26 protein-coding genes are annotated in these 24,972 nt (G+C 45.2%); 17 read left to right on the forward strand and 9 right to left on the reverse strand.

The genetic code is table 11. The annotated features are described in order from the left end of the window. Nucleotides 1-37 precede the first annotated feature (37 nt). Entirely contained in the window at nucleotides 38-814 is a 777-nt protein-coding gene (locus ICN43_RS03250) for an SDR family NAD(P)-dependent oxidoreductase (protein ID WP_216197173.1), read from the forward strand. On the opposite strand, the gene ICN43_RS03255 is transcribed toward ICN43_RS03250, so the two are convergent. Continuing rightward, complete coding sequence (locus tag ICN43_RS03255) at nucleotides 811-1,344, reverse strand: DUF2889 domain-containing protein (RefSeq protein WP_216197174.1); 534 nt, start codon at nucleotides 1,342-1,344, stop codon at nucleotides 811-813. The two genes, ICN43_RS03250 and ICN43_RS03255, sit on opposite strands and share 4 nt — an antisense overlap. A 100-nt stretch (nucleotides 1,345-1,444) precedes the next feature. On the opposite strand from ICN43_RS03255, the gene ICN43_RS03260 reads away from it, so the two are divergent. Together ICN43_RS03260 and ICN43_RS03265 are read left to right on the forward strand one after the other, a co-directional pair. Continuing rightward, nucleotides 1,445-2,179, forward strand: a complete 735-nt coding sequence (locus ICN43_RS03260) for a pseudouridine synthase (RefSeq protein WP_216197175.1) — start codon at nucleotides 1,445-1,447, stop codon at nucleotides 2,177-2,179. Next, nucleotides 2,172-2,474: a 4a-hydroxytetrahydrobiopterin dehydratase gene (locus ICN43_RS03265; protein WP_216197176.1), complete on the forward strand. Its 303-nt coding sequence runs from the start codon at nucleotides 2,172-2,174 to the stop codon at nucleotides 2,472-2,474. The genes ICN43_RS03260 and ICN43_RS03265 overlap by 8 nt, the downstream gene beginning before the upstream one ends. An 8-nt stretch (nucleotides 2,475-2,482) precedes the next feature. Here ICN43_RS03265 and ICN43_RS03270 read toward each other — a convergent pair whose 3' ends face one another. From ICN43_RS03270 to ICN43_RS03280, 3 genes are read right to left on the reverse strand one after another with little or no spacing between them, the layout of a single operon-like run. Beyond that, nucleotides 2,483-2,698, reverse strand: a complete 216-nt coding sequence (locus ICN43_RS03270; RefSeq protein WP_216197177.1) for a hypothetical protein — start codon at nucleotides 2,696-2,698, stop codon at nucleotides 2,483-2,485. A 58-nt stretch (nucleotides 2,699-2,756) separates the two neighbouring features. Beyond that, a complete protein-coding gene (locus ICN43_RS03275; protein WP_216197178.1) occupies nucleotides 2,757-3,299 on the reverse strand; it encodes an isochorismatase family protein in 543 nt (180 codons plus the stop codon). Next, entirely contained in the window at nucleotides 3,296-3,889 is a 594-nt protein-coding gene (locus ICN43_RS03280) for a GNAT family N-acetyltransferase (protein ID WP_216197179.1), read from the reverse strand. The genes ICN43_RS03275 and ICN43_RS03280 overlap by 4 nt, the downstream gene beginning before the upstream one ends. 51 nt (nucleotides 3,890-3,940) lie before the next feature. On the opposite strand from ICN43_RS03280, the gene ICN43_RS03285 reads away from it, so the two are divergent. From ICN43_RS03285 to ICN43_RS03295, 3 genes are all read left to right on the forward strand, one after another. Continuing rightward, on the forward strand, nucleotides 3,941-4,258 hold the full coding sequence (locus ICN43_RS03285; protein WP_216197180.1) for a hypothetical protein: 318 nt from the start codon (nucleotides 3,941-3,943) through the stop codon (nucleotides 4,256-4,258). Nucleotides 4,259-4,270: 12 nt separating this feature from the next. Continuing rightward, the gene (locus ICN43_RS03290) at nucleotides 4,271-5,089 is read left to right on the forward strand and encodes a peptidylprolyl isomerase (protein ID WP_216197181.1); all 819 of its coding nucleotides are present in this window, start codon (nucleotides 4,271-4,273) and stop codon (nucleotides 5,087-5,089) included. A 145-nt stretch (nucleotides 5,090-5,234) separates the two neighbouring features. Next, a complete protein-coding gene (locus ICN43_RS03295) occupies nucleotides 5,235-5,798 on the forward strand; it encodes a phasin family protein (RefSeq protein WP_216197182.1) in 564 nt (187 codons plus the stop codon). Nucleotides 5,799-5,893: 95 nt separating this feature from the next. Here ICN43_RS03295 and ICN43_RS03300 read toward each other — a convergent pair whose 3' ends face one another. After that, on the reverse strand, nucleotides 5,894-6,766 hold the full coding sequence (locus ICN43_RS03300; RefSeq protein WP_216197183.1) for a LysR family transcriptional regulator: 873 nt from the start codon (nucleotides 6,764-6,766) through the stop codon (nucleotides 5,894-5,896). A gap of 118 nt (nucleotides 6,767-6,884) precedes the next feature. Between ICN43_RS03300 and ICN43_RS03305 the strand changes: the two genes are divergently transcribed. From ICN43_RS03305 to ICN43_RS03335, 7 genes are all read left to right on the forward strand, one after another. Next, nucleotides 6,885-7,568, forward strand: coding sequence for a TerC family protein (locus tag ICN43_RS03305; protein ID WP_216197184.1), 684 nt, complete (start codon nucleotides 6,885-6,887; stop codon nucleotides 7,566-7,568). 211 nt (nucleotides 7,569-7,779) lie between these two features. Beyond that, the gene (locus ICN43_RS03310; protein ID WP_216197185.1) at nucleotides 7,780-8,112 is read left to right on the forward strand and encodes a hypothetical protein; all 333 of its coding nucleotides are present in this window, start codon (nucleotides 7,780-7,782) and stop codon (nucleotides 8,110-8,112) included. A gap of 209 nt (nucleotides 8,113-8,321) precedes the next feature. Next, on the forward strand, nucleotides 8,322-9,584 hold the full coding sequence (locus ICN43_RS03315; RefSeq protein WP_216197186.1) for a TolC family protein: 1,263 nt from the start codon (nucleotides 8,322-8,324) through the stop codon (nucleotides 9,582-9,584). After that, the gene (locus tag ICN43_RS03320) at nucleotides 9,584-10,930 is read left to right on the forward strand and encodes an efflux RND transporter periplasmic adaptor subunit (RefSeq protein WP_216197187.1); all 1,347 of its coding nucleotides are present in this window, start codon (nucleotides 9,584-9,586) and stop codon (nucleotides 10,928-10,930) included. Before ICN43_RS03315 ends, ICN43_RS03320 begins: the two co-directional genes overlap by 1 nt. 5 nt (nucleotides 10,931-10,935) lie before the next feature. Next, nucleotides 10,936-14,031, forward strand: a complete 3,096-nt coding sequence (locus tag ICN43_RS03325) for an efflux RND transporter permease subunit (protein ID WP_216197188.1) — start codon at nucleotides 10,936-10,938, stop codon at nucleotides 14,029-14,031. Further along, nucleotides 14,031-14,351: a P-II family nitrogen regulator gene (locus tag ICN43_RS03330; RefSeq protein ID WP_255533403.1), complete on the forward strand. Its 321-nt coding sequence runs from the start codon at nucleotides 14,031-14,033 to the stop codon at nucleotides 14,349-14,351. Before ICN43_RS03325 ends, ICN43_RS03330 begins: the two co-directional genes overlap by 1 nt. Before the next feature lie 86 nt (nucleotides 14,352-14,437). Continuing rightward, entirely contained in the window at nucleotides 14,438-17,347 is a 2,910-nt protein-coding gene (locus tag ICN43_RS03335) for an FAD-binding and (Fe-S)-binding domain-containing protein (protein WP_216197190.1), read from the forward strand. On the opposite strand, the gene ICN43_RS03340 is transcribed toward ICN43_RS03335, so the two are convergent. The 3 genes from ICN43_RS03340 to ICN43_RS03350 are packed head-to-tail and all read right to left on the reverse strand — an operon-like array spanning nucleotide 17,337 to nucleotide 19,927. Beyond that, complete coding sequence (locus ICN43_RS03340) at nucleotides 17,337-18,260, reverse strand: NAD(P)-dependent oxidoreductase (RefSeq protein ID WP_216197191.1); 924 nt, start codon at nucleotides 18,258-18,260, stop codon at nucleotides 17,337-17,339. The two genes, ICN43_RS03335 and ICN43_RS03340, sit on opposite strands and share 11 nt — an antisense overlap. Then, nucleotides 18,257-18,940, reverse strand: a complete 684-nt coding sequence (locus ICN43_RS03345) for an RraA family protein (RefSeq protein ID WP_216197192.1) — start codon at nucleotides 18,938-18,940, stop codon at nucleotides 18,257-18,259. Before ICN43_RS03345 ends, ICN43_RS03340 begins: the two co-directional genes overlap by 4 nt. Nucleotides 18,941-18,958: 18 nt before the next feature. After that, complete coding sequence (locus ICN43_RS03350) at nucleotides 18,959-19,927, reverse strand: tripartite tricarboxylate transporter substrate binding protein (protein ID WP_216197193.1); 969 nt, start codon at nucleotides 19,925-19,927, stop codon at nucleotides 18,959-18,961. Between the two features lie 112 nt (nucleotides 19,928-20,039). Between ICN43_RS03350 and ICN43_RS03355 the strand changes: the two genes are divergently transcribed. From ICN43_RS03355 to ICN43_RS03370, 4 genes are all read left to right on the forward strand, one after another. Beyond that, on the forward strand, nucleotides 20,040-20,825 hold the full coding sequence (locus tag ICN43_RS03355) for an IclR family transcriptional regulator (protein ID WP_216197194.1): 786 nt from the start codon (nucleotides 20,040-20,042) through the stop codon (nucleotides 20,823-20,825). Nucleotides 20,826-20,890: 65 nt separating this feature from the next. Next, nucleotides 20,891-21,769, forward strand: coding sequence for a CoA ester lyase (locus tag ICN43_RS03360; protein ID WP_216197195.1), 879 nt, complete (start codon nucleotides 20,891-20,893; stop codon nucleotides 21,767-21,769). A gap of 11 nt (nucleotides 21,770-21,780) precedes the next feature. After that, on the forward strand, nucleotides 21,781-22,737 hold the full coding sequence (locus ICN43_RS03365; protein ID WP_216197196.1) for a tripartite tricarboxylate transporter substrate binding protein: 957 nt from the start codon (nucleotides 21,781-21,783) through the stop codon (nucleotides 22,735-22,737). Then, entirely contained in the window at nucleotides 22,737-23,891 is a 1,155-nt protein-coding gene (locus ICN43_RS03370; protein WP_216197197.1) for a CoA transferase, read from the forward strand. Before ICN43_RS03365 ends, ICN43_RS03370 begins: the two co-directional genes overlap by 1 nt. A gap of 12 nt (nucleotides 23,892-23,903) precedes the next feature. On the opposite strand, the gene ICN43_RS03375 is transcribed toward ICN43_RS03370, so the two are convergent. Further along, on the reverse strand, nucleotides 23,904-24,971 hold the full coding sequence (locus ICN43_RS03375; RefSeq protein WP_216197198.1) for an Ldh family oxidoreductase: 1,068 nt from the start codon (nucleotides 24,969-24,971) through the stop codon (nucleotides 23,904-23,906). Nucleotide 24,972: the final 1 nt, after the last annotated feature.

Here is a 24,972-nt window from a genome sequence, read left to right on the forward strand (position 1 = left end):
AATGACTTAGTCAATGACAAAAATAAGCAGAAAAATTATGAAACATACCGTATTAGTAACTGGGGCCACTGCCGGTTTTGGAGAGGCCACTGCAAAACGGTTTCTAGCCAATGGCCATCAAGTAATTGCTGTGGGTAGAAGGGTGGAGCGCTTGGAGGCTTTAAAGGCCTCACTCCCTATGGAGCACCAGAAAAAATTACTAGTTCTAGCTGTTGATATTTGCGATAGCGCTCAGGTTGACGGGTTGGCTGCGATCTTGCCAACTGAGTTTGCTAAGGTGACGGTGCTGGTAAATAATGCAGGACTAGCTTTAGGGTTAGAGCCAGCACATCAAGCTATTCTTTCGGACTGGGATCGCATGATTGATACTAATATCAAGGGGCTGGTGCATATGACTCGCGCCTTTTTGCCTGGAATGGTGGAGCGTAAGTGCGGACACATTATTAACATTGGCTCTGTTGCTGGATCCTATGCTTACCCTGGTAGCAATGTATATGGCTCAACAAAAGCATTTGTAAATCAATTCAGCTTAAATTTACGTGCTGATTTAGCGGCAACCCCTCTCCGTGTTACCTGTATTGAGCCAGGCTTGAGCTCCGGTACGGAATATTCTAATATTCGCTTCAAAGGTGATGATGCTAAGGCAGCAAAAGTCTATGAAGGCGTCCAGGCATTAAGTCCTCATGATATTGCTGAGGCAATTTATTGGACGGTAACATTGCCCAGTCATGTGAATATTAATGTCTTAGAAATAATGCCTGTACAGCAATCCTTTGCCGGGACAGTGATTCACCGACCTAGCATAAAAAATTAGCCCCTCCACTTGTAAAACTTGGGAAAAGCGCGCATCACTACAGGCCCGTCAAAATCCCAAGATTTACAGGTTCCTAAATAGAGTGGTGGCTTGTTTTCATCTGGGTCAAATAGCGCTCCAGGGATAGATTGAAAAGCAGCTGTAGCAATATTGTTGAGCAGCTCTCGTAAGTGGGTACAGCCCTTGATACCCCCTAGGTGTTCGTTGATAGTTTTACGCCAACCCTGACCAAGACGCGCTCCAATCAGGGATTCCATCGGCGGAATGACTTGTGGGCACTCTGGATGGGGATGGCTATCCATTGCCACTTCAATAGCTTGAATGACTAGCTCCGTGTTTACGGTAAGACGAACCCGCATATCATGAAAGGCTTGACCTGGATCCCAAGTTTTACCGCTGGTAGTAAAGGCTTGAGATTTGAAATCGCGTAAATGCCCTTCAATATCCCATAAGCCATCGTCTCGAGCGTAGCCTTGAAAAGTAATTTCACGGGTATGGAGGGGTTTTCGAGGGACTGGGCTTGAGAGCATATTGGTGTTAGTGGGGATCGAAGTATGGAGTCATGCTAATAATAATGACTTCATTTTACAGTCGCATAGTAGGCTGGCTTTGTAGTATTCTCGGCAGCATATGGCCAAACCAATCTCTTTAGAAAAAATATTGTTTAGTCAGGGCTTTGGCACTAGACGCTATTGCAGCGATTTAGTCTATGCCGACCTTGTCAAGGTGAACGGTGTTCTGGCAGAGGATCCAGAAGAGCGAATTTCCATTGAAGGACTGATGCTGAACGTAGAGGGTAAGGATTGGGAGTTTCATGAAAAGGCTTATATCGCTTTTAACAAGCCTCCCAACTATGAGTGCTCTCATAAGACTACGCATCATCCGAGTATCTATAGTTTGCTACCAAAACCTTTCGTAGAGCGGGGTTTGCAATGTGTTGGCCGTCTGGACTTTGATACCACTGGTTTAATTTTAATTTCTGATGATGGTCAGTTTATTCATAAGATGACTACACCCAAGAAAAATATTGGCAAGATATATGAGATCACTACCTCTGAGCCGATTACTCAACAAGAGATTGACCACTTGCTAAATGGCGTCATTCTGGATGATGATCCAAAACCCTGTTTTGCGACAGCTTGCAAGCAGCTCAGCGAGAATGTATTAGCAATGACTATTGTTGAGGGTCGTTACCACCAGGTGAAGCGAATGATGGCTGCCGTGGGTAACCATGTTGCCAAGCTTCACCGTACTGAAATTGGGCAATACTCTATGCCTGCTGATTTGGCAGAAGGTGAGTGGCGCTGGCTGTACCCTGAAGATTTACTGAAGCTATCAAAAAGTGTGGAGGCTCCAGTTGTATAAACCTAATCCCCTTGCAAATGATTTTGACTTTGCAACAATATTGCCTGATTGGCATGTAAATCGGGCTACTCAAGAGTTGGAACGGATTTTTGTATTTAAGGATTTCAAAGGCGCATTTGAGTTTATGACTCTATGTGCAAATAAAGCCGAGGAGCTAGATCACCATCCAGATTGGTCTAATTCTTGGAACACAGTATCAGTGCGCTTAAGCACCCATTCGATGAAGGCTTTGACTGATTTAGATCTCGCCATGGCAAACGCAATGGATCAATTTGCCCTTCAAATCTCAGGCTAGATTATTTATTAAGCTTCCTCATCCTCTTCATCTTCGGAAGTAAGGCTCATGAGGATGGTTGCTAATAGACCATAGACAACCTCAGTTGCGATCATGCCATCTTCATCAAGCTCATCAATCAGATCATTTAAACAATCTTCCGTGGGCTCATTTAAGAGGGTCATGGCGCATTCGCACCCATAGTCAAAATCTTCGTCGTTTTGGGTTTGCGTGTCATTCGTCATGAGAATCCTTTAGGTGATGCTGCAGAATAGCAAATAAAGTCTCGCTCGCACAGTCCTATTATTTTAGAAGCGCAATAGCTTCTTTAAATACGGGATTTTGGGCTGTCTTTAACCACTCAAATCCGAGCATCTCTGCTGTAATGAGTCGTGCTCCTGTAATTTGTAGTCGATTAAGCGCAATTTGCTTGTCAAGGTCTCGACGTGAGCCAACACCATCAACTACGATCGACACATCGTAACCTTCATCAATCAGTTTGAGTGCCGTTTGCATTAGGCAAACGTGCGCTTCGCACCCCATTAAAATGCATTGCTTACGGCTAGTGGGTATCGCCTGAACTAGGCCATCGGCGCAAGCATTGAAATGTTCTTTGCTAATTGTTTTGCTACAAAAGGATTTAATGGATTCGAGATTGCTGCCTAGACTTTTTGGACTTTGCTCTGTTCCAATAATCGGAATCTCCAGTAATTGGGCGATCTTGGCAGTGCGGATGCATTGAGTGAGTACCGATTCACTTTCATGAATTACGGGCATCAGACGTCCCTGTAAATCAATCAAGATTAGGATTGATGATTCCGAATGAATTTGATTAGATTTACTCATGATGATTTTTCTTCTAGATCTAGGGTGACAATTTTGAACTCAGGATCATCGTCGGGATTGGTAATTCGAAACCCCAAATCAGAGACCAGATGTAACATTTTTAGGTTCTTACTTAAGACATATCCAACCATAGCTTGCAATCCATTTTCTTTTGCATGCGCAATGAGGTCAAGCATCAAATGAGTGCCAATACCATGGGCGGTATAAGCATCACTTACGCTCAGAGAGAATTCACAAAGACCTCGATTAGGTGGGGTTACATAACGAGAAATGCCGATAATTTCTTCTGACTCAGTTTGGGCTTGAATTACCGCTACCAAAGCCATTTCTTTTTTGTAGTCTAAATGCAAGATGTCATCTAGAAAGTCATCTGGAAGCTTGGTGATTGCATGAGCAAATCTGAGGTAACGGTTCTCAGGTGAGAGATGCTTGAATAGTCCAATAATGCGCTCTCTGTCATTTATTTGGATTGGGCGAATGAGATAATCAATGCCATTACTAGGCTCATTAGCACTCTCGGCACATGGGGTTGGTATCGTCATCGAAATGAAATGAGTAGGACTCGATATTTCAGGATACCTTTTTTGCATGATAGCTTAAAGCCTTTTAGCTCTAAAATCAGTTTTTAACTAGAAAGACTTATGTCTATTTCCACCCAAAACAGATCCGCTGCTATTTCAGGGATAGTCTTCGGCTTTATTCTCCCCATTACCGCTATTGCACAAACATTCTCCCCTTACACTCCGGCTCAAATAAAGGAATTCAATAGCCAGCCCATTGCGCCGATAGAGACTCCAGCCGGCCCAGTTTACTTAGAGCCTCCGCCTGTAACTCAGAAGCCAAATATACCCTTCGATGCGCGCTACCTCCAAAGGCCGGATGGAGAGGCACAGGCTGAAGCGCAGAGTACGGATTCGGTTGCACCATTTGAACCAATTCCAGCAACTATTACTTTTTAGAAAGAGTTACTCATGAAATTACATTACATCCGTTTTCTTTTAAGTACTGCAATTACCTTAAGTTTTGTGACAATTGCCCACTCTCAGAATTCATTGCCGATTAACGCTGCCGCCTCAGTGAATGGGGTGATCATCTCTAACGATATGGTCGAGCAGGGCATTCAGGCGGCATTGTCTCAAGGTCAAAAAGATTCTCCTGAGCTTCGTAATGCCGTCCTTGGAAAGATAATTGAAATTTCACTTTTATCGCAGCAAGCAGAGAAAAATGGCTTAGCTGATTCTGATAAAGCCAATACTCAGTTAGCTTTTATCCGTCAAAACTATTTAGCTGACTTAGAGTTATCGACGTTTATGTCGAAAAACCCGGTGACTGATGCTGACGTCCAGGCGGAGTACAACCGCGAGATTGCTTCATTAGGGCCACAGGGCATGATCATTGAATACAAGGTTAGCGATCTTGTTGTGGCTACTGAGCTTGAGGCACTAGCCGCTTTGGCTAGAACTAAAAAGGGTGAGTCATTTGATAAGGTTGTCAAAAGCATTTCCTTGGCGCCAAATAAAGTTCAGGGTGGAGCTGTAGGTTGGGTGCAAGCGGGGCAGACTTTGCCGCAAATTGCAAATGTTCTTGTTACCCTCTCTAAAGGCCAGGTTTCTCCGGCGCCAATTCAGATGCCCCAGGGTTGGTACCTCATTAAGCTAGAGGATAAAAAGTCGAGTAAGCCGCCTACTTTTGAACAGGCTAAGGCGGCAATTCGCAATGGCTTGCTGCAAAAAAAGCAATATGAGTTTTTGTCTCAGTTGCGTCAAAGCTCGAATATTGTTGTACGTTAAAGCAGCTCAAATCAGTTAACAGCATAAAAGAGCGTCCGAGGGCGCTCTTTTGCATTTCTGTAGGGCTCTAGTGGTATTTCTCTATCTTCATACCCATCATTCGGGAGTAGATTGAAATAATCGCTGATTGAATAAGGGAATATAAATGAGTAAGAATCCATTTGATTTAGGTGCAATGGCAAATCAGACCAGGGGTATGAAGGCTGCCCAAGCAGTAGGACAGGCAGCACTGACAAGTGCCCAGGAGATTGCCGAACTAAATCAGCGCGCCGCACAAGAACTTTCTTCTCGATTTCAGGCCAAGGTGGCAGACCTCATGAAAACTCAGGATCCAAAGATGGCCTTTGATTCTGTCCACGCTGAGGTCTTACAAGATGCCGCAAAAGAAGTGGCAAATTACCAAGCTCAACTTTTTCAAGCCTTGGCTAGCGGAAATAAGGAGCTTAAAAAGATTGCGGAATCGATGATTAAGGAATCACAGCATGACTTAATTCATTTTGTAAATGAGGCTACTCAGAATGCTCCGGCAGGAACCGAGCCATATACCTCTGCATTCAAAACCTCATTTCATACTGCGCTTCAGAATTTTGAAATGATTCGTGCGGCAATGGCAGACTCGTTTGTAAATTTTGAGAGGAGTGTGGAGGGTGTGAGTCAGTTTTCGTCAACACAAAAAAATAGTGCTACAACAAAGTCAAAAAAGAAATAAGGCTATTTATTAATGTCATGACTATGGGTTGCAGTGCCCGCATAGGGAAGCTCAGGGTCAGGCGGGGGCTTCAAAGATAAAAAATTTGCCATCAGCTAACGCTTAATAATTGCTTGCACTAGTGGATGCTGAATTTTTTTCTCTGAGCGAATAGCATAAAAGTATTCGTAAATCTCTCCACAACTGCCAATCATTTCAATATGATAGGTTTCTTGTAAATCTTTCTTGATGCTTTCCCCTGCCGGAAAGACTCCTAGGCCGCTGGCTGCAAAGGTTTTTAGTAGCGCGCTATCCTCAAACTCTCCAGCAATATTGGGGTTTATGCCATTTTCTGCAAACCATTGATCGATCAAATGGCGAACCTTTGAGTGGGGGGTAGGCAGTAAAATTGGCAAGTCATTGAGGCATGCAGGAAATGCTTTCTTAGATTGCTTCAGTAGCTTCTTGGGGCCAAACCAAGCAATCGATGACTTGATCAGTTCTTCACTGTAGACATGAAGATTTTTATTGATTGGTGCTGGCCGATCAGCGAGCACAATGTCCAATCTATGCAAGGCTAGGTCCGCTAAGAGATCCTCAAATTCACCTTCATGCGCAATCAGTTGCACATCATTTTTTTCGAGAATGGGTGCAAGTAGCTGCTTAGTTACTAACTTTGGAAGGCCATCGGATACACCGACCGTAATTTTCGTTTTAGGGGAGCTCGCAGCCTCTCTTACTGCTTCGGGAAGTTGTTCCCCTAGAAGAAAAATTTGATCGGCAATTTCTAGGGCTGCAAAACCAGACTCGGTTAGAGCAATCCCCCGACCAGCTGGTTTGAAGAGCAGATAGCCAAGTGATTTTTCTAGTTCGTGCACTTGGACGCTAATCGTCTGTATTGCAATATTGAGACGTTCAGCCGCCTTGGACATGCTACCTTCTTTGGCCACTACCCAGAAGTAGTAAAGGTGACGGTAGTTGTAGAGCATCTAATTATCAGGTTTTTACGAAATTATTATCAATATATCTCTGCTTTTACTTAAGCACAAACCGCTCTAGATTAACCCCATAGAAATCCATGGAATTCATGGGTAATTGAATGAGGGGATGAAATTGGAGCTATTTAGCCCGGAATTTTTTTCGGCATTACTGGCAATTATTGTGATTGACTTAGTTCTTGCAGGTGATAACGCCATTGTGATTGCGATGGCTGCTAGAAACCTGCCGGCACACCTGCAGAAAAAAGCAATCGTATGGGGTGCCGTAGGTGCGATTGCTGTTAGAAGCGCCATGACACTCGTGGTGGTGTATTTGCTAAAGATCCCTGGTCTGATGTTGATAGGCGGATTGTTGTTGGTTTGGATTGCCTACCGCTTGCTGAATTCTTCAGAGGGTGCCGACGAGCACGGCCAGGCTTCGACAACCTTTTGGGGTGCAATGAAAACGATTGTGATTGCAGATGCCGTCATGGGTCTAGACAATGTTCTTGCTGTGGCAGGTGCATCGCATGGCAGTTATGTGCTCGTTGTCCTGGGCTTATTAATCAGCATTCCTATTGTTATTTGGGGTTCTACACAAATACTCAAGTTGGTTGAGCGTTTTCCCTCGGTGATTTATGTAGGCGCTGCTGTGCTTGCATGGACAGCCGCAAAAATGATGATTTCAGAACCCTTCTCTAAAGAATGGCTTAGCTCCCAGAATCCAGCTTTGGAATACGTAATTCAAGTAGTTGTTGTATTAGGTGTATTAACCGGTGGTTTTATTAAAAGCAGACGTGCGCTTGCATTGTGATGCTGCCTTGGGTAATAAGGCAGCAACTTCACGAATGGCTGTAGCAATCGATTCGTTTTAATCCTGCTGTTGTCTTTTATGCCCTCGTCCTGAGGGCATTTTTTTCACTATTGATACTCAGTTAAATACAGAACTATGATCAATAAAATTCATCTTTATTAGGATTAAAGTTTGGCCTATTCTGAACCTCTACCGAACAAGGGAGATATCAATGAATGTGATCTTAGAAACTAGGGATGAGCTGGAGTCTGAATTAAAAGTCTTCACAGAGAATCGTGTGAAGTTCTCATTGAAGCGACTTTTTTGGATGGTGCGCAAAATCAAGATTCGATATTCTGCAGTCTCGTCGTCAAAGACAGCTTGCAATCAAAATTGCATGATTAGTCTGGAGACATTTGACCACCGGCAAATTGAAGTGAGCATGACAGCTAGAGATAAGCGGGTGGCTTTAGAAATATGCCTTAAGAAAATCTATAAGCTGGTGCAGAAGGCTTTACATAAAACGCAAAAATATGGCCGCTTTTCAAGGCGTGTCTATGTATGAGCTAATAAGCCCTTGTATTATCAATTCGGTCCTTAGGCTCAGTGCTAGGTTAATTCCATATCAAGGCGGGCCATTTGAATTTGTAGCCCCAATCTTTGATTAATCTTCTCAAAAGTATGCCCAAATCCCTGATTTGGGGAATTTGTCCCCCTTTTACCTCTTCAGGGTCGGATAATAAGAAATCTGATTTATTCTCTAAAATTGTCTTAATGAATTACTCAACGCCTTCCTTAGTCTTGACTCTCTGCATCCTGTTTGCGGGTGGAGTAAACGCACAAGCTCAAAAGCCGCTAACGATTAATGAGCTTATCGCGATTGCATTGGAGTCTAGTCCCCAGGTATTAGCGGCACGAGATCAAGCCAAGGCGATCAAAGGGCAACTGTCTTCAGCTCGCGCGATTCCGAATCCTGAGTTTGAGCTAAATACAGGACAACAGAGGTCGGTATCGGGTCCATTGACTACAGGTAATGTTTCATCGTGGGTAGTAACTCAGCCACTGGATATGCCATACACCCGCTATCCAAGAGTAAATGCTGCTGAAGCAAATGTACGTGCTGCTGATGCAGCGCGTATTGCCTTTGAAATTGAAATGATTTCAAGGGTTCAACAGCGATTTTATGAATTAATGCGTCGCGATGCAGAATTAAAAGCCGCTGAAGAGGATTTGAGTCTGACCAAGCAAATTCGTGATCGTATGCAAATCCGTTATGACGTTGGAGATACCGCTCGATTTGAATTGATTCGTGCGCAGACCGAATTTCTGAATGCACAAATTAATGCTGAATCTAGCAAGTTGAGGTTAGAGCAGGCCAAGAGCCAACTCAGACAAGTGGTCGGACATCAATTGCCAGCTGACTATGAGGTTGTTTCACAGCCCTTCAAAATTGAGCCATTACCATCATTGCCAATCTTACTTAGCGAATTGCGTACGCAAAGTCCTGAGTTACTGCGAGCAAAAGCAGAAGTTGAAGCTACTGAATCCAAGCTTAGTTTTGAGCAGAACTCTCGTTTACCTAAGCTTTCTATAAAGGCGCAGCAATATAACGACCCCAACTTTATCGACCGCCTCTATGGCTTGGTGGTGAGTATTCCGATCTGGGACTTTAAGGGTGGACAGATTGCTGAGGCAGAGGCTAATGCATCCAAAGCTAGGAACCAACTCAATGCACAGAACCAGAGTCTTGAGCAGCAGTTAGAGACAGCTTATAAGCTATATCAGATGACGAGTTATCAAGTGAAGATATTGGATCAAGACGTTGTTCAGCTTGCCTCGAGCGCGCGACGAATTGCAGAAGTTTCTTACCGTTACGGAGAGCGAGGCATGCTCGAGTATTTAGATGCGCAAAGAACATTTAGAGTGGCGCGTAATGACTTAATTAAGGCTCGATTTGATTTGGCCTCAGTTGTGACAGAGATTCAGCGTTTAAGGGCAACCCCGGAATGGATTGCAAAACTTGAGAGTGGACAGTAATGAAGCAAGAATTCATAGCAGCAATCGATAAGCTAAAAGAGCTATATGCTCGCTATAGAGCGGTGGCGAAGGTTCTTATTCAGGAATGGATTGCGATTGTTATTAAAACCCAGAATGATTGGTATGCACTGACTCACGAGTGGTTTAGTGCGCACTTACCTCGCGTTGCTCAGCGCTACGATAAAAGTCCACCATGGGCTCAGAAGGGGCTGTTTTACTTCCCTTGGTTTTGCCTATTTCTAATCATTCTCAATTACTTTAATGTGTTTGATCGGAGTCCGACCATCAAATCAGTGCAAGACCCTAATGTGGTGATTGTGAATGAGGATTTGCGAAATATGATCACCGACGGACGTGCAGATACAGACTCCTTCGTAGAGGAGCTGCGTGCATCTGGAAGGATTGATTTCAATGAGCAATTTTTGTCACGTATTGGTGCGAATGTGACAGGGCGCGTTTCTGAAATTCTTGCTATTCCTGGTCAGGTGGTGAAGCAGGGTGACGTTTTAGCGAAGATTACCTCTACAGAATTGACGCAATCACAGCTGTCCTATTTAAAGGCTAAGAGCGCTAGTCAACTTGCCGATCAAGCCGCTAATCGCGCCAGAATTCTATACAAGGAAGATGTTATTGCGTTAGCAGAGCTCCAAAAGCGTGAGGCAGAGTCAAGCAGTGCAAGGGCTGATTTCCGTGCAGCAAATGATCAGCTAAGAGTGCAGGGAATGGATCAAGCGAGTATTGATCGCTTAGCAAAGTCCGGTGTAATTGAGTCCATTAATAATGTCATTGCCACTATTCCCGGTGAAATTGTCGAGCGCAAGATTAATAAGGGACAGGTTGTTCAGCCGTCAGATGCGCTTTTTACTGTAGCTGACTTGAAGTCCTTGTGGGCTGTCTCCGAAATTCCAGAGAGTAATTCCTATTTGATTCATAAAGGGCAAAAAGTAAATTTGATTATTCCTGCCCTGAGGAATACTGAGGTTGAGGGTGTGGTTGCTCACGTGGACTCGATCGTAAATCCTCAAACTCGTACAGTGGTAGTTCGAATGGAAGTACCCAATAAGGAGGGTCTAATTAAGCCCGGAATGTTAGCAACTATGATGATTGAAAGTCAGCCTACCCAGCGTTTATTGGTTCCGGCTAGTGCGGTTATTCGCGAAGACAATCATGACCATGTTTTTGTCCGTGAGGATGAAGACACTTATCGTATGGTTGCTGTCAAATTGGGTCCGGAAGGAAAGGGTTATCGCCCTGTTATTTCTGGCCTGAAAGAGGGTCAAGAGATTGCCGTCAATGGTGCCTTTCATTTAAACGCTGAGCGCAAGCGACAACTTAGTGGCGGCTAGAGCTCATGATTGAGAAAATTGTCCGCCTCTCATTACAGCAGAGATTACTAGTAGTCATCATTGCAATCGTTTTGATGGTAGCTGGTCTATTGGCTACTAAGCGTTTATCGGTTGATGCTTTTCCGGATGTAACTAATGTGCAAGTACAGATTGCCTCGGAAGCTCCAGGTCGATCCCCGGAAGAGGTTGAGCGATTCGTCACGGTGCCAATTGAGTTGGGAATGACAGGCTTGCCTGGCCTCACTGAAATGCGCTCTTTGAATCGTAATGGTATTTCAGTGATCACCTTGGTCTTTACTGAAAAAACAGATTTGTATTTTGCAAGACAGATTGTTACAGAGCGCTTGATTGAGGTCGCCTCAAAAATGCCTATCGGTATAACGCCCGTTTTGGCTCCACCCTCAACTGGCTTGGGTGAGGTTTATCAATACACCCTAGATCACCCATCTGATGGCAATAAACAGCTAACGGTTGATGAGCTTGAGGATCGTCGTGCAATTCAGGATTGGATTGTGCGACCCATGTTGAGATCCATTCCGGGTGTAGCTGAAATTAATACCCAGGGTGGTTATGCGCGCGAGTATCAAGTGTTAGTCAACCCAGAGAGACTGCGCCATTATCAAATTAGTCTTCGTGAGGTCTATGAAGCTCTCGCCAGAAACAATGCGAACTCTGGCGGTGGCCAACTGCCTTCTTATGCAGAGCGTTATTTGATTCGAGGCGTAGGGCTGATTACTAAGCCCGAGGACATTGGAAAAATTATTCTCAAGGAAGTTAAGGGCATTCCAGTTTATGTGAGGAACGTGGCGGAAGTCACTATTGGTAGTGAAATTCGGCAGGGTGCTGCAATTAAAAATGGTTATACCGAGAGTGTTGCCGGCATTATTCAGATGATTCGTGGCGGTAATGCCCGAGAGGTAGTTAATCGTATCAAGCTCAAAGTGGCCGAGATTAATGAGGGCAAGTTATTGCCGGATGGTCTTCAGATTGTGCCTTTTTACGATCGCACAGACTTAGTGAATGCTGCGATGTTCAATGTAGCTAAGGTATTGATTGAAGGTGTGATTCTCGTTGTCATCCTGTTATTTTTATTCTTGGGCGATGTTCGGTCCTCCCTCATTGTGGTTGCAACACTGATCCTGACGCCGCTACTGACCTTCTTAGTGATGAACCGCTACGGTATCTCAGCCAACCTCATGTCGCTTGGTGGTCTGGCAATTGCAATTGGCATCATGGTGGATGGTTCGGTAGTGGTGGTTGAAAATACCTTTGCTAAATTAGGCGAACGACTAAGGTCTGGAGAGTCCAAGAACCGGATTATTTTGGAGGCTGCATCCGAGGTTGGTAAGCCAGTACTGTTTGGTGTTGGCATCATTATTTTGGTATTCATGCCCCTGCTTTCGCTTGAAGGTATGGAGGGTAAGATGTTTGCGCCGATGGCCATAACGATTGCTATTGCGCTAACGATCTCCCTCGTTCTCTCTTTTACCCTGTCACCAGTCTTATGCTCCTATATCCTGAAGGGCGGCAGTGAGGATGACACCAAGTTAGTGGGTCGTATGCGCGCACCTTACGAGCGTTGGTTGCATTGGAGTTTGGCTAATCCCAAGTTGTTAGTGCAACGCTCTTTGATTGCTTTGGTAATTAGCTTAGTTGGATTTATTCTCCTGGGTAAGGCTTTTATTCCAGTGATGCAGGAGGGTTCGATTACTCCTGTGATCGTGCGTGCACCCAACATCTCCTTGGATGAGTCAATTAAGCTAGAGTTTGAGGCGATCAAGCGCATCATGACGATTCCGGATGTGAAGATGGCGGTATCGCGTTTGGGTAAAGGGGAGTCGCCAGCTGATCCTGGTCAGCCCAATGAATCTGATCCTATTGTTACTCTGAAGCCCTTGGGTGATCGTAAGCTCAGCCAAGAAGAGATTGCACAAGAGATTCGTGAGAAGTTAAAAACTTTACCAGGCATTGAGCTATCTATTTCACAGCCAATTGCTGCGCGCGTAGATGAAATGGTGTCTGGTGTGCGCTCACAAGTTGCTATCAAGATTTTTGGAGATGATTTAGCCGTTTTACAAAAGCTGGGAGCTCAGATTAGTCAAGTGCTGGTCAAAATGAAAGGCAGCACTGACTTGCGTATTGAACAAGCCTCGGGACAGAACTATCTCAATATTGTAATTAATAGAGATGCTATTGCTCGCTATGGCATTAACGTTTCAGATGTGAATGAAGTGATTGAAACGGCTATAGGAGGGAAGCAAGCAAGCACCATCTATGAGGGTGAAAGACGTTTTCCTTTGGTACTTCGCTACCCTGGGCCTTACAGAAATAATGTAGACGCGATTGAAAATATCATCTTGCACTCTCCCAATGGCGCACAAGTCCTGATGCGTGACTTGGCACAAATTTCTCTAGTTGATGGACCGGCACAGATTTCTCGTGAGTCTGGCAAGCGACGCTTAGTTGTAGGTGTGAATGTGGAGGGTCGAGATCTTGGTGGCTTTGTAGAGGAGGCACAATCACGCATAGAAAAAGATGTAGAGTTGCCGCAAGGTTATACCCTGGAGTGGGGCGGTCAGTTTGAAAACATGCAACGGGCGATGGCACGTTTGATGATCATCATCCCATTAACGATTCTAGCGATTTACTTTTTGCTCTTTATGCTCTTTAAGTCGCTACGCCTAGCAGGGCTCATTATTTTGGTCTTGCCATTCGCATCGATCGGTGGCGTATTTGGCTTGTTCATATCTGGAGAATATCTATCCGTTCCAGCTGCGGTAGGATTTATTAATCTTTGGGGTATCGCCGTGCTCAATGGCGTAGTGTTGATTTCATTTATTAAACAGTTGCGCGAGGATGGCTACTCTATGGAGGAAGCTTTATTGCATGGTTGTGGACATCGCTTTAGGCCAGTTATGATGACGGCTTCAGTCGCTATGCTGGCCTTAGTGCCAATGCTGTTTTCTGGTGGCCCAGGTTCTGAGGTTACCCGTCCATTAGCTGCGGTAGTGATATCGGGATTAATTACCTCAACCGCATTAACATTGTTAGTACTCCCCGTCTTATATAGATGGTTTGAAGATAAAGAGGTGGAAGCATGATGGAAGTGAAGGCGGTTATTCGCCCAAATAAATTGGCTGCATTAAGAACGGCATTACTTGAGACTCCTGGGTTTCCGGGAATGACGGTCACTAAAGTTGAGGGATGCAGTGCGCCTAATCGAACTGGTAAGTTCAACATTAAAGATGAGCTGACTGACTACTCTGCAAAAGTCAAAATTGAAATTGTATGTAACGATGAAGTTGCCGAGACTTTTATGGATCGCATCGTGACAATTTGCCAGACGGGTCAAGTGGGTGATGGTGTAGTTTGGTGTACAGAAGTTCCCAAGGCCTTCTTTATCTCAAAATCGACACCTTAAATAATCTGCTAAGAATCACAAATTAGCAGAAATTGTTAGAATGTACGGTGCCTAGGACGGGTATTTGTATCTAACAAGGATTGAATATGGGTGGTATTTCTCAGTGGGAGCAGCTCAATATTGAGCTGACAGCAGCTCTTGGAAGCTCCGTTCATTTCGATATAGCCCATCAGGCGGTATACGCCTCTGAGGCTTCTAATTACCGCCAAATTCCGATCGGAGTTGTCACCCCCAAAAATACTGAGGAATTTGTAAAGGGAATTGAGATCTGCCATCGTAATAAAGCGCCGGTGCTGATGCGTGGCGCTGGTACTTCTATGAATGGCCAGACTGTGAATCATGCAGTCGTATTCGATATCTCAAAATACTGTAATCACATTCTCGCTTTAGATCCCACCACCGGTAATGCAGTTGTTGAGCCTGGAGTAATTTGCGACTCCTTGCGCGATGCCGCTGAGATCCACGGTTTAACTTTTGCACCAGATCCTGCTACGCATAGTCGCTGCACCTTGGGTGGTATGGTTGCTAATAATTCTTGCGGCGCTCATTCAGTGATGGCAGGCAAGACATTGGAAAACACCGAAGCTTTGGAGATTCTCACTTATGATGGCGAGCGTTTCTGGGTGGGTCCAACATCCGATCAAGAATTGCAAGAAATCATTGCTGCTGGTGGGCGTAAAGGTCAGATTTACCAAGATCTACTGACCTTACGTGATCGTTATGCAGATTTGATTCGTGCACGCTTCCCCAATATTAAGCGCCGTGTTTCTGGATATAACTTAGACCAACTATTGCCTGAGAATGGATTTAATGTTGCGCGTGCATTAGTGGGCACTGAGGGAACTTGCGCTCTCACCTTGGCTGCCAAAGTGAGATTGGTGAAGAGTCCTGCTAAGCGTGTAGTGTTGGTGTTGGGCTTTGAAAATATTTACATAGCAGGTGATGCAGTTCTTGAATACCAATCCTTTAATCCAATTGCAATTGAAGGGCTGGATTACAAAATTATCCATGGCTTACAGCAGCGTAATTTGGCTAAAGCAGAAATTGATTTATTGCCACCTGGAAACGCGTGGGTAGTTCTTGAGTTTGGTGATGATACCCTTGAGGGCGCTGTTGCTCAAGCTGAAAAAGCGGAACAGTATTTCAATACAAGAACTCAGGGTCCTCAGCCATCAACCTGGCTTGTACCCGATCCACTTTTACAAAAACGTATTTGGTCGATTCGAGAGAATGGTGCATCTGCTACCCATTTATCAATTGACCCTAATTCACCTGATCCAGTTGTGGGTTGGGAGGATGCTGCAGTAGATCCAGCTCGTTTGGGTGAGTATCTGCGAGCCTTCCAGGCATTGGTTGATTCTTATGAGTATGAAACTTCGCTCTATGGCCACTTTGGTGACGGATGTATTCATGCGCGCATTACTTTTAACTTGCGCTCTGCAGAGGGAGTTGCCAAATTTAGATCCTTTATTCGGGATGCGGCAACTCTAGTAGTTGAGTTTGGGGGTTCACTGACTGGTGAGCATGGCGACGGCCAAGCCAGAGCAGAATTCCTGCCCATTATGTTTGGGGAAGAGCTCATGGGCGCGATGCATGAGTTCAAACGCATCTGGGATCCGCAGAACAAACTCAATCCTGGCAAGGTGGTTCACCCTTACCGCGTAGACGAAAACTTGCGCATGGGCCCAGAATACAAAGTGGTTAATATCAAAACTCGCCTGAATTTCTTGAGCCAAGAGGGTGATGGTTTTCAAAGGGCGGTAGAGCGTTGTGTTGGCATGGGTAAGTGCCGTAGTGAAAAAGTGGGCACGATGTGTCCAAGCTATCGCGCTACCAAAGAAGAGCGTTTCTCGACTCGTGGGCGCTCACGCCTCTTCTGGGAAATGCTTCAGGGCGAAGTGATCAAAGATGGTTGGGAAAGTAATGAGCTGAAGGAGGCTCTTGATACCTGCTTATCTTGCAAGGGTTGCAAGAGCGACTGTCCCGCTCACGTTGATATGGCCTCATACAAGGCAGAATTTTTATCTCACTATCACGAGACCAATAGCAGACCGCGGCAAGCTCTGACTATGGGGCGCATTGGTGATTGGGCTCCCCTAGCCAGCAATTTCTCTTGGTTGGTTAATGGGGTAATGCAAGCGCCAGTAATATCTAATATTGCAAAGTGGATTGGTGGAGTGGCACAAGAAAGAACGTTGCCTAAGTTCGCAAGTCAATCATTTAGAAAGCAGTTCAAAAAATCTATCCCCGGCAAAGTAGGTCAGAAGAAAGTCATTCTTTGGGTCGATACTTTTTGTGAGCATTTTCATCCTGAGGTTGCGAATGCAGCAGTTGAGGTCTTGGCGCATGCAGGCTTTGAGGCCACATTACCAAAGATGCCTTTGTGTTGCGGTCGTCCCTTGTATGACTTTGGATACTTAGATCTTGCCAAGAAAAAACTCGAGAAAATTCTAGATGCTATCGGTAGTGAAATTCAAGCAAATCCAACCGCACCGATCGCAGTCGTAGGTCTTGAGCCTGGCTGTATGTCTGTGTTTAAGGATGAGTTATTAAAATTCTTTCCGAATGATCCAAGGGCAACCCTCTTGGCATCAAGCACCTATCTGCTTGGGGACTTCTTACATGAGCAAGGTTATGTCCCGCCACCGCTTGAATGCGATATCTTGGTGCACTCGCATTGCCATCAAAAGTCTCTGTTTGGAACTAAAGGCGATGTAGCTTTATTAGCTGCATTGGGCGCTAAAGCCAATTACATTGATAGTGGATGCTGTGGCATGGCGGGTTCGTTTGGATTTAATCCTGAGCATGTGGAAATATCTAAAGCGGTTGGCGAGTTGGTGTTACTGCCGGCTGTACGAGCTGCTACTCAAGAAACCATCATTCTTACCAATGGCTTTAGCTGCAGAGAGCAGATTGAGCAAGAGACAGGTCGCAAGGTAAAACATCTTGCAGAGTTATTGCAGATGGCACATCAAGCTGAAAGAGTTAGTTTTTAGCTGAGAGAGTGCTTAATATATTGCTTGCTGCGCCTACACCCATATTAATGTAGGCAGCGCTACTTACCCCGCCTATATGAGGGCTCAGAATAATTTTTGGATTATCTTGAAAGGGATGCGGTACTGTCATGGGCTCAGTAGCGAAGCTATCCAAAGCAGCCATTGCAACCCTGCCTTGAGCAATTGCATCTAGGAGTGCTAATTCATCAATTAAGCCACCCCGAGCCGTATTGACGATGATGACACCAGGCTTACATAGTGCGAGTGTTTTTGCATTTAACATCTGTGAATTTTCAGATGTTAAGGGACAGTGAAATGAGATGACATCTGCATCTTTCCAAATGGTGTCTAGATCGACTGGAGCGATATAGGCAGCAATATTATTTGCAAATGGATCAAAGCCGATCACCTTCATTTCCATAGCATCACACATCTTTGCAAATCGTTGACCGATCGCGCCTAGCCCAATAATCCCTACCGTTTTACCATTCAGCTCTAATGTTTTGAATGTTGATTTGTCCCAATATCCAGCATGCATTCGCTCATTAAGATGGATCGTAGATTTTGCACAGGCTAACATTAAGGCAAGCGCATGCTCTGCAACGGCAGCCGCATTTGCTCCAATAGCTGCTTTAACTTCAATACCTCTTTCTTTGGCGCCTAATTTATCTATAGAGTCTGTACCGCTGCCATGTTTTGAAATCACTCGAAGATTGGGCGCTGCATCCATCATCTCGGCACTAATGCCGCCATAACGAAGAATGATTGCAATTGGGTTATGGAGTTGGCAAAGTGCTAGTACATTCTCAGGCTGAGGTGCTTTGCCAGTATAAATAATCTCAAACTCATTGAGGACCTCAGTAGCTTCTTTTGCTAAATCGGCACCAGTAACTAAAACTACTGGTCTATTCATAGCGTTTCGCCGGCCTTAATCACTCCAGCATTAATGAGCGCAGTATTAAGCCAAGGAGCGGCCGTATTACCTTGCTTGATTGAAGTAATACGCTTTGCTTCTGCCTCAACTTTTTCTTTGGCAAGTGGCAGGAGAGATTCAATTTTTTCTCGCTCTACCGAAACAACCCCATCAGCATCACCAATAATGAAGTCGCCTGGATTAATTGCAACATCACCAACAGAGACGGGGTGTCCAATACGTCCACTAACTTGCTTGGTAGGGCCATTTGGATTTGCACCTACTGAGAACACTGGAAAATCCAATTCCTCTAACTCCAAGGTGTCACGAATTGCGCCGTCAATGACTACACCAGCGATACCGAGTTTCTTGCAAGCGTTAATCATGATCGCACCCATCAGGGCCGCAGTTAAGTCACCCTTGCCATCAATTACCAGAACATCACCTGGTTTAGCTAAAGACATGGCTGCATGAATCATGAGGTTATCTCCTGCACGAACTTCAACAGTAAAGGCAGGTCCCGCTACTTTCATATGAGGTCTCAAGGCTGCAATTCGTCCATGTAGCGCACCGCGGCGGTCTGCAACGTCCGCCAGAATAGCCGGCTGAAAATGGGATGCCTTGGCAACTATCTCGCTACTAACGCGTGGGAAATCTTTAATAATGTTTTGTGTTGTCATTTTTTGCTCTGATTTAAGTTAATCAATTTTTACGTTTGCATCTTGAATCACGCGTGCCCAACGAGCTGTATCTTTGTTGAGTAGGGTAGAAAATTGTTCAGGAGTTCCGCCAAGTATTTCACCACCCTCGCCCATCAACTTACTACGCACTTCAGGCATCTTGAGAATGGAGTTAATGTTGGCATTTAACTCCTTGATGATGGGCGCTGGAGTTTTGGCTGGTGCTACAAAGCCAAACCAAGTGATTGCCTCAAATCCAGGCCATCCGGATTCGGCGATGGTGGGTGTTTCTGGTAGCGAGGCAGACCGCTTTAACGATGTGACCGCAATAGCACGTAGGCGACCATCTTTAATTTGCCCCATGGCGGTTGGAACAGAAGATGCATAAATTTGAATTTGACCGCCCACAATATCGGTTAATGCTTGTGCAGAACCTTTGTAGGGGATGTGTTGGAGATTAATCCCGGCAGTTTTTTGTAGTAGCTCCATACCAAGATGTGCCACAGTCCCATTCCCTGGTGAACCATAAGTAATTTGATCTGGTTTTGCCTTTGCCGCAGCTGCGATATCTGCAAATGTTTTAAACGGGGAGTTGGCTGCTACAACAATGACTAATGGGGAGGAGGCCACTAAAGCAATGGGCGTTAAATCTTTTGCTGGCTCATAAGGTAACTTAGGATACAAGGTCGGGTTGATTGCTAGGTTGCTAGTTTGACCCAAGCCAATAGTGTAGCCATCTGCTGGTGAGTTCGATACCGCCTCAATTCCAAGGTTTCCACCCGCACCCGGTCTATTTTCTGGCACAACAGTCCATTTGTAGTTTTCGGTAAGCTTTTGTCCAACGGTTCTGGCAAAAATATCGGTTCCACCGCCAGCGGGGAAGGGGATGATGACTTTGATTGGGCGATTTGGGTATGGTTGAGCAACCGTGATTGCGCTGGCTAGTAGCAGTATTAGTGCAGAAAAAACGTAGGCAATGGATTTCATTATTTCCCTATGGGTTGTAGAACTTGTTTTACTGATGGATGTGTTTTCAGACTGTATGATGAGGTTTCAAATAAGACAATATCGTTTCACCAGGTGAAACAAAATACAGCATATGAAGCAAAATCAGCCGGCTCCAATCTTGCCCTTAGAAGACATTAGTGATTGCTCTACGGAATACGTCACTGCAGTTTTGCGAGCGCTTAGTATTCTCGAGGCATTTGGCGGTAGCGATGTGCATTTACCGCTTGTGGAGTTAAGTAAGCGCACTGGCATGAATAAAACCACTGCATTGCGTATTGCGAGAACATTAGCAAAAAAGCACTATTTGGTTCAAAGAGATGACGGGGATTGGCGCCTGGGTAGGGCCGCTGGTTGGCTCGGCGCCTGCTATCAAGCAACATTTGATGTGCACGATATTGTCGAGCCAGTGCTTCGCGAGCTCACCATTCAGACTGGTGAAAGTGCATCTTTTTATGTGCGCGAAGGAAATCAGCGCACCTGCTTGGCTCGTGTTGATGGGCCACAAACTATTCGTCATCATGTTCGCGTTGGCATTGGTTTGCCGCTGGATTTGGGCGCGCCGGGCAGGGTGATCTTGGCATTTTCTGGTGAGAAAGGTGAGCCTTATGAAGCAATCCGAAAGAGGGGCTTTCACTTATCCATGGGAGAGCGTGAGCCTGAAGTTTCTAGCGTATCCGCCCCAATCTTCGGCTTGGATTGGAAATTATTGGGCTCAATCTGCATTTCAGGGCCCACCTCTCGGCTGGCAAAGGAGCGCTTGATGGAGTTGGCGCAAGTGATTATGCAGGCTGCAAATCAACTTTCATATTCCTTGGCTGGAAACGCTAAATTAGCCAAGTTAAAGCTACCAGACTCGATTGCGACTTGGCATCCATGAGTTTGTAAATGAAATGCGTTTAGTATGAAAATAAATTAGAGTGAATATAAAGATATTGGAGATTCATGAGAAGTAAGTTATTTGTTCCCGCATCTAGGCCAGAGCTTTTTGTTAAAGCCTTAAATAGTCAAGCCGACGGTTTATCTTTTGATCTCGAAGACTCAGTTCGTGAAGACAAGAAAATTGAGGCTAGAAATACGCTTGTACAATTTTTGAGATCTGACCAGGTCATCACCAGTAAGAAAATCATTATTGTTCGAGTCAATCCAATGGATACACCTTATTTTTTGGATGACATTGCAGCTGTAGTTGCAAGCGGGGTAAAAATCATCAATCTTCCAAAGGCGGAGAGTGGTCAAGCAGTATCGATTGCAGCTCGAGCCATAGAGACTGTTGAGAAAGAGCACAATCTGAATCCAAGTGGCGATTTAGATGCCCGCCTCTTAATTAATATTGAGACTCCTAAATCACTTCGCTTGGCACACGAATTAGCGGGCGCTGATTCCCGTGTCATGGGTTTGCAACTAGGCCTTGGCGATCTATTTGAGCCCTATGCAATTGATCGAACTCAGGTGGTTGCTGTTCAGCAGGCGATGTTCCAGGTTGCAATGGCAGCCCATGAGGCGGGTATTGCTGCTTTTGATGGGGCCTATGCCAATATTGCCGATCAAGCTGGCTACGAACAAGAGGCTCGACTATCTCATAGTCTGGGCTACCTTGGTAAGAGTTGTATACACCCGAGCCAAATTGAAATTGCTAACTCAGTGTTTCGACCCAGCGACGAAGAGATTGCATTTTCTGTAAAGGTGATTGAGGCCGAACATCATGCGCAATTAAATTCAGTCGGTGCATTTGTTGTGGATGGAAAAATGATTGATCCCCCCTTCGCTAATCGGGCTCGCTCAATCTTAAAAATGGCTCAACAACTTGGCTTATTAAATTAAAGAGAAAACCAATGAAAAAATTATTTTTATTACTGACTGTTTTCGCTATATCTACAGTTGTACATGCGCAATCTACTTTCCCTAATAAGCCAATTACTTTGGTGGTGCCATATCCTGTTGGCGGCTCGAATGATGTCTTTGCAAGACTGATTGCAAAAAATCTGGGGGAGGCGCTCAAGGTGTCAGTAGTGGTTGATAATCGACCAGGAGCTAGCGGTAGCACTGGAACCATACAGGTTTCCAAGTCTGCGCCAGATGGCTACACCTTATTAGCAGTTTCATCTAGCATGACAACCAACGTTGCTATTCAAACTAAGTCTAGTTTTGATCCGGTAACGGGATTGACGGCAATTGCAATGTTAGCAAAGGGACCTTTTATCGTTGCAGTAAATAATGATTTCCCAGCTAAAAATCCTGCTGAGTTAATTGCCTTACTAAAAGCGAATCCCGGCAAGTTTAATTACGCATCTTCAGGCACTGGAAGTAGCAATCAATTTGCTACAGAGTTATTGAAGGCCATGTCTGGAACTTTTGCTGTGCATATTCCCTATCGCGGGATGGGGCCAGCGACTACTGATTTAATTGGCGGTCAAACCCAAATTTTGTTAGCCAGTGGACCTTCCTTATTACCTCAGGTGCGCAATGGCCGTATTCGTGCAATTGGTATTACTAGTCTCAATCCCAGTCCAATCGCACCAGAGTTAATCCCGGTTTCTACAGTCATTCCAGGGTATGAATTCGAGTTGTGGTGGGGCATCTTAGGGCCGGCTGGCATGCCTACTGATATTGTGAATCTCCTAAATCGTGAGATTAATAAGATCTTGGCTTCCCCTGAAATTAAAGCGACTTTATTGCGCGAAGGTGCTGAGGCTAGTCCAGAATCTCCCGCGCAATTTGCAAATAGATTGAGTGGCGATATTGCGCGCTGGAGGTCAGTCGCTAAACGTCAAAATATTACGGCGGAGTAATGGAGTATTTTTCCAATCCATTTCCTGCGGATGGCAACCTTGGCCCGCTAAGTGGCGTCAAGGTATTGGATTTAAGTGCATATATTGCAGGTCCTTACGGATGCTCTCTGTTGGCTGACCAAGGTGCTCAAGTCATTAAGGTAGAACCTCCAACTGGAGACAACTTACGCAACTACCCTTCGACACTAGTTTCTGAAAGCAGGGCTTTTTTAGGAGTGAATCGCAGTAAGTTGGGTATCGTTTTGGATTTAAAAGCTGCTGATGGAATCGGCACGCTTCTGGATCTGATTCAGGAAGCCGATGTATTGGTGCACAACTTTAGGCCCAATGTTCCTGCTAGGTTAGGTATTGCATATGAGCAATTAGAGTCACTCAACCCCCGATTAATTTACTGCGCTATCACGGGATTTGGAGAGGTGGGTCCATTAAAAGATAAGGCTGGCTACGATCAAGTATTGCAGTCGATGACGGGTATGTGCGTAGAGCAGGGAAAGAAGGGGGGTCCTCCAGAAATTTTATATGGCTCTATCGTTGACTACTACGCTGCATCCTTGATAGCTGCGGGGGTTTCCTCGGCACTCTATGAGCGAGAAAAAAGTGGCAAGGGTCAGTATGTTGGAGTTTCTCTTCTGCGCACTGCGCTTACTATGCAGTCGGCGCGCATGGTTTGGGCAAAAGATGAGCCTAGAGAAGTCAGCCGAGATATGCGCTCTGGAGGTATCACTGGCATTCATCCCACCCAAGAGGGTCATATTTATATTTCTGCTAATACTCCCCATTTTTGGCGAGCCTTATGTGAGAAAGTGGGCTTGAATCACTTAGTCGGTGATGAGCGCTTTGATTCAGTGAAGAAGCGAGCTGCAGAAGTATTGATTATCGTACCCTTACTACGTGAAGCCTTAAGTAAAAAAACAGCTTTGCAGTGGGAGAGTATTTTTGGGGAGGAAGTACCTTGTTCTGCCGTACGTCAGGTTGAGGATATGTTTAGCTTCCCACAGGTTCTAGCCGAGGATATGCTTGCTTCTTTTGAGCATCCAGTGGTTGGCGAGTATCAAGGCTTTAAGCACCCCATTAAGTTTGGTCGTACACCAGCGCCGGAGCCTTTTACTGCACCCACCTTAGGTCAACATAATGGGCTAGTATTTAAAAAATAGTGGGGAGCTTACTTAAATAATTTGCTTTGGAAGAAATCTTTCCTGACCAGATTCAATCGCAACTTGTTTTAAGCTCTGCAGCGTATCTTCTGGAAGTAGTAGTCCTTGCCGACGATTTTCAAGATCTGCCTGAGTTTCCATTTCCCCTGGGAAGTACACCTGCTTATGCCCCTCTGCTAAAGGTACATCTTTGAGTGAGTGAATATAGTCATCCATGCGCTGCTCAAATTCTGCAATAGGCTGGAATGCTGCAACGTTCAGCGATATGGCCAGATGGCCAGCGCCACTTCGGTTTACTGGGTCATAGGGCCCATGCACCTGATCTAAGAATGAGCTCCCAGAAAGAACGCCAGAAAGAATGTCGACCATCACGCCCATGACATATCCCTTATGGCCCGCCATCGGAAGAATAAAACCCTCAATTGCGGCCTGAGGATCAGTAGTAGGGCGCCCATCTTTATCAATTGCCCAATCATTTGGAATAGGTTGGCGACGTTTCTGGGCAAGATAAATTTTTCCTCTAGCGACTCCTGAGTTCGCCATATCCATGACTACTGCACCATGCTTTCCGCCTGGAACAGCAATTGACCATGGATTGGTGCCAATCTTTTTTTTGCGACCTCCCCATGGCGCCATATTGGGTCCTGCATTACTCATTAGTATCGTGATGCAACCATTTTTTGCACCCATTCTGGTGAAGTACATGCAGGTGCCAAAGTGATTGGAGTTCCTCACGGAGACAATGCCAACGCTATGATTCTTAGCGCGCTTAATAGACTCTTCAATGGCCTGCTTGGCGATCACTTGACCTACTCCATCGCCACCGTCGAGAACAGCAATGGCGCTGGAGTCTACAACTAGATTGGCTTTAGTTTGTGCTTTCATCGCGCCGGATCTGAGGCGAGCGAAGTACCAGGCTAATCTCAATAAGCCATGCGATTGATGACCCCATAAGTCTGCCTGCACTAGGGTATCTGCTGCTAAATAGGCATCTTCGCTTGGGACGCCTGTGCTTTCATAGACCGCTTGCGCAAATTGAATGAGGTCTTCTGGTTTGATATGCTTGGATGGGTTTGTCATA

Source organism: Polynucleobacter sp. UK-Mo-2m-Kol15 (assembly GCF_018881505.1).
Classification (GTDB): Bacteria; Pseudomonadota; Gammaproteobacteria; order Burkholderiales; family Burkholderiaceae; genus Polynucleobacter.

Bases quoted from the DNA above. Each gene is read 5' to 3' on its own strand.
- ICN43_RS03250 (WP_216197173.1), top strand. From the start codon at position 38: ATGAAACATACCGTATTAGTAACTGGGGCCACTGCCGGTTTTGGAGAG.
- ICN43_RS03255 (WP_216197174.1), bottom strand. From the start codon at position 1,344: ATGCTCTCAAGCCCAGTCCCTCGAAAACCCCTCCATACCCGTGAAATT.
- ICN43_RS03260 (WP_216197175.1), top strand. From the start codon at position 1,445: ATGGCCAAACCAATCTCTTTAGAAAAAATATTGTTTAGTCAGGGCTTT.
- ICN43_RS03270 (WP_216197177.1), bottom strand. From the start codon at position 2,698: ATGACGAATGACACGCAAACCCAAAACGACGAAGATTTTGACTATGGG.
- ICN43_RS03275 (WP_216197178.1), bottom strand. From the start codon at position 3,299: ATGAGTAAATCTAATCAAATTCATTCGGAATCATCAATCCTAATCTTG.
- ICN43_RS03280 (WP_216197179.1), bottom strand. From the start codon at position 3,889: ATGCAAAAAAGGTATCCTGAAATATCGAGTCCTACTCATTTCATTTCG.
- ICN43_RS03285 (WP_216197180.1), top strand. From the start codon at position 3,941: ATGTCTATTTCCACCCAAAACAGATCCGCTGCTATTTCAGGGATAGTC.
- ICN43_RS03290 (WP_216197181.1), top strand. From the start codon at position 4,271: ATGAAATTACATTACATCCGTTTTCTTTTAAGTACTGCAATTACCTTA.
- ICN43_RS03295 (WP_216197182.1), top strand. From the start codon at position 5,235: ATGAGTAAGAATCCATTTGATTTAGGTGCAATGGCAAATCAGACCAGG.
- ICN43_RS03300 (WP_216197183.1), bottom strand. From the start codon at position 6,766: ATGCTCTACAACTACCGTCACCTTTACTACTTCTGGGTAGTGGCCAAA.
- ICN43_RS03305 (WP_216197184.1), top strand. From the start codon at position 6,885: ATGAAATTGGAGCTATTTAGCCCGGAATTTTTTTCGGCATTACTGGCA.
- ICN43_RS03310 (WP_216197185.1), top strand. From the start codon at position 7,780: ATGAATGTGATCTTAGAAACTAGGGATGAGCTGGAGTCTGAATTAAAA.
- ICN43_RS03315 (WP_216197186.1), top strand. From the start codon at position 8,322: ATGAATTACTCAACGCCTTCCTTAGTCTTGACTCTCTGCATCCTGTTT.
- ICN43_RS03320 (WP_216197187.1), top strand. From the start codon at position 9,584: ATGAAGCAAGAATTCATAGCAGCAATCGATAAGCTAAAAGAGCTATAT.
- ICN43_RS03325 (WP_216197188.1), top strand. From the start codon at position 10,936: ATGATTGAGAAAATTGTCCGCCTCTCATTACAGCAGAGATTACTAGTA.
- ICN43_RS03330 (WP_255533403.1), top strand. From the start codon at position 14,031: ATGGAAGTGAAGGCGGTTATTCGCCCAAATAAATTGGCTGCATTAAGA.
- ICN43_RS03335 (WP_216197190.1), top strand. From the start codon at position 14,438: ATGGGTGGTATTTCTCAGTGGGAGCAGCTCAATATTGAGCTGACAGCA.
- ICN43_RS03340 (WP_216197191.1), bottom strand. From the start codon at position 18,260: ATGAATAGACCAGTAGTTTTAGTTACTGGTGCCGATTTAGCAAAAGAA.
- ICN43_RS03345 (WP_216197192.1), bottom strand. From the start codon at position 18,940: ATGACAACACAAAACATTATTAAAGATTTCCCACGCGTTAGTAGCGAG.
- ICN43_RS03350 (WP_216197193.1), bottom strand. From the start codon at position 19,927: ATGAAATCCATTGCCTACGTTTTTTCTGCACTAATACTGCTACTAGCC.
- ICN43_RS03355 (WP_216197194.1), top strand. From the start codon at position 20,040: ATGAAGCAAAATCAGCCGGCTCCAATCTTGCCCTTAGAAGACATTAGT.
- ICN43_RS03360 (WP_216197195.1), top strand. From the start codon at position 20,891: ATGAGAAGTAAGTTATTTGTTCCCGCATCTAGGCCAGAGCTTTTTGTT.
- ICN43_RS03365 (WP_216197196.1), top strand. From the start codon at position 21,781: ATGAAAAAATTATTTTTATTACTGACTGTTTTCGCTATATCTACAGTT.
- ICN43_RS03370 (WP_216197197.1), top strand. From the start codon at position 22,737: ATGGAGTATTTTTCCAATCCATTTCCTGCGGATGGCAACCTTGGCCCG.
- ICN43_RS03375 (WP_216197198.1), bottom strand. From the start codon at position 24,971: ATGACAAACCCATCCAAGCATATCAAACCAGAAGACCTCATTCAATTT.